Source organism: Sanguibacter sp. A247 (genome assembly GCF_052324925.1).
Classification (GTDB): domain Bacteria; phylum Actinomycetota; class Actinomycetes; order Actinomycetales; family Cellulomonadaceae; genus Flavimobilis.
Genome location: NZ_JBQPRE010000002.1, coordinates 372,745 through 385,275, shown reverse-complemented (window position 1 = coordinate 385,275; position 12,531 = coordinate 372,745). Strand labels below are relative to the sequence as shown.

Sequence of the window (12,531 nt, the reverse complement as noted above, 5' to 3'; positions counted from 1 at the left end):
TGCAACGTCGCAGCCCAGCCCGCGTTCCGCCTACGACACCAGGAGCACACCATGAGTAAGGCGTCCCAGATCCTCGCAGCCCTCGGCGGGGATGCCAACATCATCGACCTCGAACCCTGCATCACGCGCCTGCGCGTGGAGGTCGAGGACCCCTCACTCGTCAACGAGCCTGGCCTCAAGGCCGCAGGCGCCATCGCCGTCGTCATGAGCGGCGACGCCGTGCAGGTCATCGTCGGCCCCGAAGCCGACACGCTCGCGTCCGACATCGAGGACCTCCGGTGACCGCGCCCCTCGACGTCCTCGCCCCGGTCGCCGGCACCACCATGGCGATGATCGACGTCGACGACCCCGTCTTCTCGGAAGGATTCGTCGGGCCTGGCATCGCCATCGTCCCCGACCCCGAAACGGGTCGCAACGCGATCGCACCCTTCGACGGGACCCTCATCAAGGTGCACCCCCACGCGTTCGTGCTCAAGGGCGACGACGGACACGCGGTCCTCGTGCACCTCGGCATCAACACCGTCCAGCTCGAGGGCGAGGGCTTCACCGTCCACCACCAGCAGGGCGACACCGTCAAGCAGGGCGACGTCCTCATCACGTGGGACCCTGCGGCAGTCGAAGCGAGCGGCCGCTCCTCCGTCTGCCCCATCGTCGCGCTCGAGGCTCCGTTTGCCGCCATCACCGCAGGCAACCCTGACGGCACTGCGGTGAGCGTCACCGACACCCTCTTCGTCTGGGGCTGAGCCCTCAACGCACGAGGGCCTCACCATGGAGTACGCGCTCCATGGTGAGGCCCTCGTGCGTGAGAACTGCGTTGCCCGACGTCAGCCGCGAGCCTGCGTCACACGTCAGTCTGGGCAGCGGCGGGCTGCGCCGCTTCGGGCTGCGCCGCTTCGGGCTGCGCCGCGTCGGTCTGCGCCGCGTCGGTCTGCGCCGCGTCGGTCGCGGCCGGCTTGGGTGCCACAAGCTTGGGCGCCGGCGGCTGCGAGGCCGCACGGAACGACGCACGCGGGTCGTGGATCGAGCCGAGCGAGACGACCTCGCGACGCAAGAACAGCGCACCCGTCCATCCAGCCATGATGCGGATCTTGCGGTTCCACGTCGGCATCGCCATGACGTGGTACGTGCGGTGCAGGACCCACGCGAACCAGCCGCGGACCTTGATGCGGCCAAACATCTGCGCAACACCCATGTACATGCCGAGCGACGCGACCGCGCCTACGTTCTTGTGACGGTACTCGCTCGGGGCCGCCGAGCGGAGCGCCTTCGCGAGGTTCTCGCCCAGCCGGTTTGCCTGCCGGATTGCGTGCTGCGCGTTGGGCGGGCACGTGCCACCCACGACGAGGTCGGGGACAGCAGCGCAGTCGCCAGCAGCCCAGGCGTCGGGCACGACGGTCCCGTCCGCGTCGGCGACCTGGAGGAAGGAGTTCGTAATGACGCGGCCCTGCTCGTCGAGAGGCAGATCCGAGTCGCGCAGGACTGGGTTCGCCTTGACGCCGGCCGTCCACACGACCGTGTCAGCGTCGAACTCCTGGCCGTTCGACAAGACGATGTGGCCGTCGACGCACGAGTTGAGGAACGTCGACAGGTAGATGTCCATGTCGCGCTTGCGCAACTGATCGAGCGTGTAGCCGCCAAGCTCGGCGGACACCTCGGGAAGGATGCGGGGGGAACCCTCGACGAGCACGAAACGCAGGTCCTTCGCGTCGATCTCGGGGTAGTACTTGATCGCCGCACGCGCCATCGACTCGACCTCGCCGATCGCCTCGACGCCAGCAAAGCCACCGCCGACGAACACGAACGTCAGCATGCGCCGACGCGTCTCGGGGTCCCACGTCGAGCTTGCGACGTCGATGCGGTTGAGCACCTGATTGCGGACAGCGATCGCTTCCTCGACGGTCTTGAAGCCGATCGCCGTCTCGGCAAGGCCCGGGATCGGCAGCGTGCGCGACACGGCTCCGAGACCCACAACAAGGTGGTCGTAGCGGATCGTGTACGCGTCGCCCGACTCCGGCTGGATCGTCACACGACGGTTCGTGTGGTCGATCGACGTCACCATGCCCTGCAGCAGGTCGACGCCCTTGACGGCGCGACGCAGCGGGGCCACGACGTGACGGCCATCGATCGAGCCGCCCGCAGCCTCCGGGAGGAAGGGCTGGTACGTCATGTACGGGCGGGGGTCGACGACGACGATCGCTGCCTCACGGCCACCCAGGCGGCGACGGATGCGCCGAGCCGAGTACAGACCAACAGAACCGCCGCCAAGCACGACGATGCGGGGCACCTTGCGGGACGCAGGGGCGGCCGGCTTTTGGGTGCGCGAAACCTCGGTCAGATCATCCTGGGGCATGCATCTATCGTATATCGACCGAGCCACAACGACCGTGGGGTTTACGTCACACGGACGTGACGAAATTCGAGGTGGGGCCGAGCGACGGCATGATCTCGCGGGGCAAGAGCAACCTGGATCAGAGGACCCGTCCCCTCACGCAGGCAGGTCCACTGGGGCTGCGCGTCGCGCGCGCGCCGCGCGCCTGCTGTCCCACGCGCTACGCAACCGACGTTCCGCCGGGCGCTCGACCGCGACATGCAGCAACCACGCCGCCCCGATCGATGCCGCGAGAGCGCCCACGCCGACGACGACGCCGACAGCGCCGTGCTGCCGGCCAAAGAGCGCGAGGAGCGCGTAGAGGATCGTCGCGTGGACGAGGTAGAACGCGTACGACCATTCACCGAGCCGCACGAGCCACGGTGCGCCCAGTCGCTTCGGCCCACGCTCAAGCTCGCGAACCGCGACCGCAGCAACGAGCAGACCGAGGCCGACCGTCATGACCTCCTGCATCCCCGGAAGGACCGCGTCGTGCACGGTGAGCGCGAACGACGACTCTCCCCCAAGGTCGTCGAGCAACTCGCGGCCCAGGGCGAGCCACGTCACGACGACCCCCAGCACGCCGGCGACGAGCCCAGGCCGCAGTCGCGGACGCCACCCGAGCGCGACAGCCCGCGCAAGCGCCATGCCGAGGAAGAACTCCGTGACACGCAGGACCGGCCAGGGCCACCCACCGACCGCACCGCCCGCAGCCGTGCCCGACCCGATGAGCACGCGCACCGCGACCGCCACGACGACGACACCGAGAGCGACGGCGAGCGCACCCCTCCGCGACGTCCGCGCGAGCGCGCGGTCCGCAGCCGGGTGCAGCGCATAGAAGAACGCCTCGCACGACAACGTCCACGCCGCAGGGTTGCCCGAGAACAGCACCATCGGATCACGCGACCATCCCTGGAGCAGGACGACCGAGAGCGCGAGGATGCCAAGACTGAACGGGTCCACCCACCAGCCCGACCCCTCGGCCACGAACAGTGACGTGAACACGGGGACCGCGAGGAGCAGAGCCACGAGATGCGCAGGATAGATCCGTGCAAAGCGTCGCCACCAGAACGTCCGCGCATCGGGGACGCTCGCACCGGGCACCGCCCGACCCGACGACCACGTGAGCACGAAGCCCGACAGGACGAAGAAGAACGTCACACCATGGACGCCAAGCACCGTGACCCGCGCGAGGACCGGCGGGTAGGGCACAAGAATCGCGAGGTGATGGATGAAGACAGCCGCAGCAGCCCACCAACGCAGACCCGTGAGCGAGTCAAGACGCGGCGCCCTCACCGGTCGCGCCCCAGTCACCGTTACGGACCCAGTCACCGTCACGAGCCGACAGCCGCCGAGAGCGCGATGCCGTCAAGGATGTCGTGCTCGCTCGTGAGCACCTCGGTGAGCTCTCCACCACGCTCCGCGACACGCTCGACGACGCGCGCAACGACCTCAGACCACACGAGCGCACCCGCGGCGATGACGTCGACCCGACCCGGGTGCATGAAGCCGAGCCCGGCCCGCTGCTCACGCGGCATCGACAGAAGGTCCTCGCACGCCTCGAGGACGACAGCAACAGGAAGGACGGCCCCGTTGATCGCGTCACGGTCGTAGGCCGTAAGACGCAGCGCGTGCGCCGTCACCGTCGTCACCGAACCCGCCAGACCCACGAGCGTGCTCGCCGCACCCAGGTCGACGTGCTCCTCAGCCGCGTCGAGCGCCGCACGCACATCAGCGCGCGCAGCCGCGACCTGCTCGGCCGTCGGCGGATCGCTCAGCAGGTGCCGCTCAGACATGCGCACGCACCCGACATCCATCGAGAACTCCCCCACCGGAGACTCTGTCCCAAGGACGAGCTCCGTCGAGCCGCCGCCGAGGTCGACGACCACGTACGGAGCCGCGCGCCCATCGCCGATGACGCTCGTCGCACCCGCGAACGACAACCGGGCCTCCTCGGCGCCCGCGACGACCTCCGGCTCGACACCGAGGACCTCCCGCACACCGTCGACGAACGCCTGCCGGTTGCGCGCATCACGCGTCGCCGACGTCGCGACGAACCGCACCCGCTCGACCCCGAGCTCAGCGATCGTCGCCCCGTACTCGCGCGTCATCGCAAGCGTGCGCTCGAGCGCCACCGGATCAAGCTCACCCGTCCGGTCGACGCCCGCCCCCAGGCGCACCACCTCCATGCGGCGCACGAGGTCCGTGAGCGTCCCGTCAGGAGCGACATCCGCAACGAGAAGTCGGATCGAGTTGGTTCCACAGTCGATGGCAGCTACGCGAGTCACGACGGACATCCTCCCACCACCGTCGGACACTGCTGAACCCGCGACCCGGACGCGACCCATGCATCGCTCCCACCAGCCCCGCGCAATCGCGCGTGCGAGAAGCGCACCGTCACCCGCGTACCGCTTCCCAGCCAAGCCGCGCCCGACCAGGCCGCCACTCAACCGGGCCGCGCCCAACCAGGCGCCCCCAACCAGGCCGCGCCTCAGCTCAGCAGTAGCAGCGCTCCCGCGACCACGTGCCAGCCGCAGCGATGAGCGCGAGCGCCTCGTCACCGAGTGGTTGCACACCCGGGCCCGCCGCAAGCGCATGACCCACAAGCACGTGCAAGCACTTCACCCGCGTCGGCATGCCACCGGCCGAGATCCCGTCGATCTCCTCGACATGACCGAGCGCCTCACGCTCCGCCAGATAGTGCTCGTGCGCACGCCGATACGCCGCAGCAAGCTCCTCGTCCTCGAGCAGCCGCGCCGACATCTCCTTCATCACACCGTTGGCCTCGAGCGTGCTCGCCCCCGCCACGAGCGCAGGATGCGTGAGATAGAACGTCGTCGGGAACGGCGTCCCGTTCTCAAGCCGCGGCGCCGTCCGGACCACGAGCGGGCGCCCACACACGCAACGCGCCGCAATCCCCACGATGCCCCGCGCCTCACGCCCCAGCTGCTCGTGCAGCGCACTCACATCAGCGGAGGACACTGTCTCGTCGACGGCACGGACCGAAAGGTCGACGTCGGGACGCGCGTCAGACGCCATCGGCTCAGACTGCTCGGTCACGGGGCTCCCATCGGGGACGACTGCGGGGACGAGAGCCATTCTCCCCCACGCACCACCGCACCGCGGAACGAGGACACAGGGACACAGGGAACGTCAGTCAGAGGTGGCGCCGTCGGGCTGTGCTCCGTCGGGCTGTGTTTCGTCGGGCGTCGCGACGTCCTCGTCAGCGTCGCCCGACACCTTCGGGCGCGGCACCGGATCGCCCTCGCCTGTCACCTCGACCGTGCCCGCGACCTCGAGCGAGTTCCACAGCGTCGCGTACCACGGCGTCACCGCGAACCCCACGTCGACCGGCCCCTGCGTCACGGTTTTGCCGGTCTCAGGGTTGACGTTCTCGACGACCGACTCCGGGTCGAGGACACGCAGAGCGACCTCCCCCGGGTAGACGTAGGCGAGGCGTTCACGGGCCTGGGCCGCGACAAACGCGTCGTCGTCCCACCGCCCCAGCTCATAGCGCAGCTCGTCGTTGCGCACCTGAGCGTCCACCACCTGCTGTCGCATCGCCTGAAGCTCGGCCGTCTGCGCAAAGTAGGCGCGCACCGTCGGGAACAACAGCACGAACGCGAGCATCGCGACGACAAACAGCACGATCGACCGCACCGTGAACGTGCGCGGCCACGCCGAGGCCGTCGCCGCCGGACGCTCCACACCCGGCGCCACGCGCGGCTCGCGTCCCGCGGGGCGCGTGCTCGCAGGACGCGCCGCACCGCCACGACCCGTGCTGCTCCGCGGCGCACCCGGGCGCGCGCGCGTGCCCGACGACCGCGACGGGCCGCCCGGCGCGACGGGACGACGAGAACTCACGAGACCATCCTGCCCGTTCCATGAGCCGTCCGGGCCCAGCGACCCGCATGCGTGCAGTGTCTTCACCACCACACGGACGACGAAGGCCGGACCCCCGAAGGGATCCGGCCTCGTCAGGCAGCTGACACCGAAGCGCCTAGCACCGCCCAGAACTCATGCGCACGCGGCGCAACAGCTCACTTGCCCCAGCGCGGGAACGCCGAACGGCCCGCGTAGACCGCAGCCTCGCCCAGGGCGTCCTCGATGCGGAGGAGCTGGTTGTACTTGTTGATGCGCTCGCCACGGGCAGGAGCACCCGTCTTGATCTGGCCAGCGTTGACCGCGACCGCGAGGTCAGCGATCGTCGTGTCCTCGGTCTCACCCGAACGGTGGGAGACCATCGCCGTGAAGCCGGCACGCTGCGCGAGCTGAACAGCCTCGAGCGTCTCGGTGAGGGTACCGATCTGGTTGAGCTTGACGAGGAGCGAGTTCGCCGACTTCTCCGCGACACCGCGAGCGAGACGCTCGGGGTTCGTCACGAAGAGGTCGTCGCCGACGATCTGCACCTTGTCGCCGACCTTCGCGACGAGCTTCGCCCAGTCGCTCCACTCGTCCTCGGACAGCGGGTCCTCGATCGAGACGAGCGGGTAGTCCGCGACGAGCTGCTCGTAGTAGGCGATCATCTCGTCGCCCGACTTCGTGCCGCCCTCGAACTGGTAGGCGCCGTCCTTGAAGAACTCGGTCGCGGCGACGTCGAGCGCGAGCGCGACGTCCTCGCCAGCCTTGAAGCCAGCCTTCTCGATCGCCACGAGAATGAGGTCGAGCGCGGCACGGTTCGACGAGAGGTTCGGCGCGAAGCCACCCTCGTCGCCCAGACCGGTCGCGAGACCCTCAGACTTGAGCACCGACTTGAGGGAGTGGTAAACCTCAGCACCCGTGCGCAGCGCCTCCTTGAAGGACGACGCGCCGATCGGAGCAACCATGAACTCCTGGATGTCGACGTTCGAGTCAGCGTGCGAGCCACCGTTGAGGATGTTCATCATCGGGACAGGCAGGACGTGAGCGTTGGGGCCGCCAACGTAGCGGTAGAGGTCAAGACCGGCCTCGTCCGACGCAGCGCGCGCCACGGCGAGCGAGACACCGAGGATCGCGTTCGCGCCGAGCTTGCCCTTGTTGGACGTGCCGTCCAGCTCGATGAGCGTCTGGTCGATCGCGCGCTGGTCCTCGACGTCAAAGCCGAGGATCTCCGGGGCGATCTCTTCGTTGACAGCGTCAACAGCACCCTGGACGCCCTTGCCGAGGTAGCGGCCCTTGTCGCCGTCACGGCGCTCGACAGCTTCGAACGCACCGGTCGACGCGCCCGAGGGGACGCCCGCACGCGCGGTGACGCCGGAGTCGAGTGCGACCTCGACCTCGACGGTCGGGTTGCCGCGCGAGTCGAGGATCTCGCGTGCGTAGACACCTTCGATGATGGCCACAGAGAACTCCTTCAGATGACTGTGTGGTGGTCACTCCTAGGGTAGTCGCCCCCGCACGCTCCGGGGCACCGTCTTTCGTCCTACGGACGACACCCCAGACTCAACGCACCCCGGGCAGAGGCGCGCGGACCTCCCCCGAACGTCCGCACGCCGGCCGCGAACGCGCCGGGACGAGCGAGGGGGACCGAGAACGTGTCCCAGTCCCCCCTCCCTCACGTGCCGAGACGAGCGGGGGACCGAGAACGTGTCCCAGTCCCCCCTCCCTCACTTACCGAGACGAGCGAGGGACACCGAGAACGTGTCCCAGTCCTCCTTCTCCATCGACGTCGACTCGTCGGCCGAGTACGCCTTCGTGGCGTTGTCGAGAACCGTCGGGTCGTGGGGCAGCGAGTTGATGCCCGACTGACCGAACGTGCTGATGAGCTGCACGCCCACGCCCTGCGACTCGAGCGTCGCCTTCGTCAGGCCGAGCGACGCGAGCGGGATGGACATCTCATAGAACGTGTCCTGCGCCGCGTCGTGACCCGCCTTGAGGAGGTCCGTGTACTTGCTCGCGTCCGCGAGATCCGCAGGCGTATACCCCTCGTACCCGTTCTTCTTCACGCCGAGGACCGTCGACGCCGTCAGACCGTCGCCGGCCGCGTACGTCACTCCACCTGCCGTGAATCCCAGGACGTTCGCCGGCTTGTAGTCGAACGAGCCGCCCGCGTTGAGCGAGAAGATCGACGGCTGGCCGACACCCGACTTCGCGGAGAACATCGCGAGCTTGTCCACACCGTTCGTGAACTTATTGCGGATCCCCCACACGCCATCGGTCGTCGCGTCGATCAGGCCCGACGCCGACTTGGCCGGGTCGATGTCGAACGCGAGCTGGAACGGGATGTCACCGTTCGTCGGCTTGCCGTTGTCCGAGATCGGGTACCCCTGCGCAGGATCGACGACATCCGTGACGTTCGTGATCTGCCACATGAGGTAGAGATTCGTCTGGTCCCATGCGCCGGAGAGCGAGTAGAGGTCGTACACGGGACCCTCGTGCGAGCCGCGGAAGGTCCGCGGGTCGTCGTTCGCCACGCCCTGGGCGATGACCATGTCGGCAGTCCACTCGGACGCGCTTCCGTCGACCGTGATCGTCTTGCTCTTGCCCTTCTGGCCCGACGGGTTCGTCGCGTAGTGCGGCCCCTCGGCCGACCCACCCGTGGGAGGAGTCGACGAACCGTCGGTGGGCTCATCCGTGGGCTCGTCCGTGGGCTCGTCCGTGGGCTCGTCCGTGGGCTCGTCCGTGGGCTCGTCCGTGGGCTCAGGCTCCGGCTCGGCTGCGCCAGCCGTCACCTTGGCGGAATAAGCCGACGCCTGGCCGTCTGCACCCTCTGCTCGGACCTTGTACGTGTAGGTGAGACCCTCAGCGAGCCCCGAGTCGGCGAACGACGGCGCTGAAACCTCACGCTTCACAGCGAGAGCACCACCCTCGCGCACGACGGTGTAGAGCACAGCGCACTCCGAGTCGACCGGCGCGTTCCACGTGACGGTCGCCTTGTCACCGTCGAGAACAGCCGTGACACCCGTGGGAACGAGCGGCTGCGCGCCCTCGGTCGTGCACGCACCGGGCTCGTCGGTCGGCTCGTCCGTCGGCTCGTCCGTCGGCTCCTCCGTCGGCTCCTCCGTCGGCTCCTCCGTCGGCTCCTCCGTCGGCTCCTCCGTCGGCTCCTCCGGCTCCGACGCACAGGGCGCCCCGGACGTCACGACACCGTTCTTCACCTGCACGGACTCCCCGGAGAGCGAGTAGTCCTTCGATCCGTTGTTGTCCCACGTGCCCGAGCCGTTGTTGAACACCGCGGTGATCTTCTGACCCTTGGCGTCGATCGTGTGCTTGACCCAGCCGTCACAGGCGGGCGCCATCGCGACGCCCGGAACCTCGGTCCACGCGCCAGTTCCCACCCGGAAGTGGATGTTCGTCGTCGCCCACGTGCCAGACGGGTAGTAGACGGTCGTCGTGTCGGACGTCGGCGTGCACGGGTTGCCGGCCTCAACCGATCCACCCGAGACGATGACAGACGTGCCAGAGAGCGAGTAGTCCTTCGATCCGTTGTTGTCCCACGTGCCCGAGCCGTTGTTGAACACCGCCGTCACGCCCGATGCACCGTCCGGGATCTCAGCGGCAACATAGCCGTCGCACGCCGGAGCCATGGCCGTGCCGGGTGAGGTCGTCCACGTTCCCGAGCCGACCTTGTAGTGGATGTTCGTCGACGACCACGACGACGCGTAGTAGACCTTCATCGCCCCAGACGCCGGAGGCGTCGTCGGCGGATCCGTCGGCTCGGTCGTCGTGGGCGGGTCGGTCGGCGTCGTTCCACCGCGAACCAGCGCGAGTGCGCCGTACTGAGGAACGGTCGCTGTGAACTCTCCCGTTCCGTTGACGGTGTACGTCTTGCCCGCAGCCGAGATGACGTCCGTGTACACGCCAGCAGGGAGCGACGTCCTGTAGGTGCGCGTGGCAGGCGAAGCCTCGTTGTTGAGCGCGATGAAGCCCTTGTCGCCGCGACCGAACGCGATCTGGTTGCTGCCGTTGTCCCACCAGTTCGTCACAGACGTGCCCGCCACCGCATTGTGGAACTTCACCATGCCGGTGATCTCGGTCTTCTTGTGCGTGCACGTCCAGGCGCTCGACGAGCACGACGCGTCAGGCACGTCCGAGCCCGAGGCGCCCGGGGCGCCAGCATCCTTGTTGGTCCAGGCATAGCCCGTGTACACCGACGGCGACCCGTACGGCCACGCCAGCATGAACGCGTTGGCGAGCAGGTACTTGGCGCCCCACTTGTAGTTCATGGTCTCGCCGTTGCGCTCGGTGTCGTGGTTGTCGACGAAGACCCCCGCGCGGTCCGAGGGCAGCTTGCCGTCGCCGATCGACCGCAGATTCTTGATCTGCCCGTCAAAGTGCGTCTTGAGGTCGCGACCGTACTGGAACTCGTGAGAATCCCCCGAGCCGAGGTACTCCGAGGGCTGGATGGGCTCGCCATGGGCACCGATCACCTCGTGGACCCAGAAGACGGGCTTGGTGAGCTTCGACTTGATGGCCGCCAGGTCGGCCGCCGGAATGTGCTTGGCAGCGTCGATGCGGAAACCCACGACGCCCATCGAGATGAGGTCGTTGAAGTAGCCGGCAATCTTGGTGCGCACGTCCTCGGAGCCGGTCTTGAGGTCCTGCAGGGAGACGAGGCGGCAGTTCTGGACGACGTAGCGGTCGCCGTAGCGATTGCCGATGTTCTCCTTGCAGTCGTTGAAATTGCTCGGACCATAGAGGCCCGGGTAATTCTCGATCCCGTAGGTCGAGCCGCCCGTCCCGGTTCCGCCACCCTTGTCGGCGCCGGTCATGTGGTTGACAACCGCGTCGGCGATGATGCCGACCCCTGCTTTCTTGCAGGTGTTGATCATGGCCTGGTACTCGGCACGCGTGCCGAGCTTGGACTCGATCTTGTACGAGACCGGCTGGTAGGAGGTCCACCACTCGGTACCTTGGATGTGCTCCTGCGGGGGCGACGTCTGGACGTACCCGTAGCCAGCGGGCCCGATAGTCGACGTGCACTCCTGTGCGATCGAGTTCCAGGACCACTGGAACATGTTGAGAATGACGTCGCCACGACCGTTCGGCGACGAGACTGAGGTGGCCGGGGGCGGCGTTGCGCCCTGGGCCGGCAGCGCGAGAGCGGCGAGGCCCGATCCCGCAAGCGCGGCAGCCGCGGCGGCGGCCAGAAGCCGCCTGCCGCGACGCTCACGCGTCGGCGTGAAAGGGGTGGTCGAGGGGTAAGGCATCAGGGGGCTCCTTGCTCGGGGTCGTCGATGACCCGTCCGAGACGCGACGACCTCGTCGCGCCCGCGCCGGTCGCCTCCCGCAAGACTCCGTCGCGTACTGCAAGGTTACGGAAACTTGCGAGAGCCGCAAGGGAGAGAGCAGGACAGCACTGGTCGACTCGCGGGCACCCGCCCGAGAGCGCGAGTCCTACAAGATGGGATCTTCTCCGCCGGTCCGCATCGCGAGATATTCAGCGGGTGGAGGACCCGCTGTCCGACCGTCCTCGCCGGACGCCGACCCACTCCCCTCGCGCCGCCGAGCGGCAGCAGTCAGCCGCGACGTGCGAGTCCGCAGCACGCTTTCCAAGTCCACACCCGCCGCTTCAGCGTCCGTGATGAGCGATTCGAGACGATCCCCCAGAACCGCTGCGACGTTCACGCTGGATTCTTGCGGAGAGTTGCGCGATGAGGGCGCGTCGGCGACGGCGGCGGGGACGCGGTGAGGCACGGCATCGGCGGGCGCAGCGTCGGCACGCACAGCATCGTCGAGCGCAGCGTCAAGGAGCCCTGCTCGGCGTAGCCTCCCCCGCACCTTCTGCGCCGCGGCCAATGCCCCGAGCCCGGCGGGGATCCCATCGAGCACCGACTCGCGCTGCTTCTCCCGCGCCTTGAGCGCATCCCACTGCGCCTCACGATCCGCCATGATCGCGGCCCCCTCAAAGACATGCGGGTGCCGGTGGACGAGCTTCGACGTGAGGTCAGCAACGACGTCGTCGATCGTGAAGGGGTCCGCGGTGTCCTCCTGCGCGATCCGCGCGTGAAACACGACCTGCAGCAGGACATCGCCGAGCTCTTCACGCAGACCCGCCCGGTCACGCAGCTCGATCGCCTCGGCGAGCTCGGCCGACTCCTCAAGGAGGTACCTCACGAGGCTCTCGTGCGTCTGCTCCGCATCCCACGAGCACCCGCCCGGGGACCGCAGGCGGTCCATCGTGCCAACAAGCTCATCCCACACGTCACTCATGACGCCATCATCCCGGACCGCGGGGCCGCCTG

The 12,531-nt window shown here is 68.3% G+C and carries 10 protein-coding genes; 2 read left to right on the top strand and 8 right to left on the bottom strand.

The window, feature by feature from the left end:
- The first annotated feature begins 51 nt into the window (after positions 1 to 51).
- Both ACTVCO_RS05870 and ACTVCO_RS05865 read left to right on the top strand, forming a co-directional pair.
- Entirely contained in the window at positions 52 to 282 is a 231-nt protein-coding gene (locus ACTVCO_RS05870; protein WP_443727473.1) for a PTS transporter subunit EIIB, read from the top strand.
- The gene (locus tag ACTVCO_RS05865) at positions 279 to 743 is read left to right on the top strand and encodes a PTS sugar transporter subunit IIA (protein WP_443727472.1); all 465 of its coding nucleotides are present in this window, start codon (positions 279 to 281) and stop codon (positions 741 to 743) included. Before ACTVCO_RS05870 ends, ACTVCO_RS05865 begins: the two co-directional genes overlap by 4 nt.
- A gap of 98 nt (positions 744 to 841) precedes the next feature.
- Here the strand turns inward: ACTVCO_RS05865 and ACTVCO_RS05860 are convergent, their stop codons facing one another.
- The 8 genes from ACTVCO_RS05860 to ACTVCO_RS05825 form a co-directional block, all read right to left on the bottom strand.
- On the bottom strand, positions 842 to 2,350 hold the full coding sequence (locus ACTVCO_RS05860) for an NAD(P)/FAD-dependent oxidoreductase (protein ID WP_443727471.1): 1,509 nt from the start codon (positions 2,348 to 2,350) through the stop codon (positions 842 to 844).
- Between the two features lie 135 nt (positions 2,351 to 2,485).
- Positions 2,486 to 3,664 (bottom strand): acyltransferase family protein, encoded by a 1,179-nt coding sequence (locus tag ACTVCO_RS05855; RefSeq protein WP_443727470.1) that lies wholly within the window; start codon positions 3,662 to 3,664, stop codon positions 2,486 to 2,488.
- Between the two features lie 38 nt (positions 3,665 to 3,702).
- Positions 3,703 to 4,656, bottom strand: coding sequence for a Ppx/GppA phosphatase family protein (locus ACTVCO_RS05850; protein ID WP_443727469.1), 954 nt, complete (start codon positions 4,654 to 4,656; stop codon positions 3,703 to 3,705).
- A gap of 208 nt (positions 4,657 to 4,864) precedes the next feature.
- Positions 4,865 to 5,407, bottom strand: coding sequence for a DUF501 domain-containing protein (locus tag ACTVCO_RS05845; RefSeq protein ID WP_443727911.1), 543 nt, complete (start codon positions 5,405 to 5,407; stop codon positions 4,865 to 4,867).
- A 114-nt stretch (positions 5,408 to 5,521) separates the two neighbouring features.
- On the bottom strand, positions 5,522 to 6,232 hold the full coding sequence (locus ACTVCO_RS05840; RefSeq protein ID WP_443727468.1) for an FtsB family cell division protein: 711 nt from the start codon (positions 6,230 to 6,232) through the stop codon (positions 5,522 to 5,524).
- Between the two features lie 176 nt (positions 6,233 to 6,408).
- The gene (eno, locus tag ACTVCO_RS05835) at positions 6,409 to 7,689 is read right to left on the bottom strand and encodes a phosphopyruvate hydratase (protein ID WP_443727467.1); all 1,281 of its coding nucleotides are present in this window, start codon (positions 7,687 to 7,689) and stop codon (positions 6,409 to 6,411) included.
- 264 nt (positions 7,690 to 7,953) lie between these two features.
- The gene (locus tag ACTVCO_RS05830; RefSeq protein WP_443727466.1) at positions 7,954 to 11,496 is read right to left on the bottom strand and encodes a carbohydrate binding domain-containing protein; all 3,543 of its coding nucleotides are present in this window, start codon (positions 11,494 to 11,496) and stop codon (positions 7,954 to 7,956) included.
- A gap of 187 nt (positions 11,497 to 11,683) precedes the next feature.
- Positions 11,684 to 12,499, bottom strand: coding sequence for a MazG family protein (locus tag ACTVCO_RS05825; protein ID WP_443727465.1), 816 nt, complete (start codon positions 12,497 to 12,499; stop codon positions 11,684 to 11,686).
- Between the last annotated feature and the right edge of the window lie 32 nt (positions 12,500 to 12,531).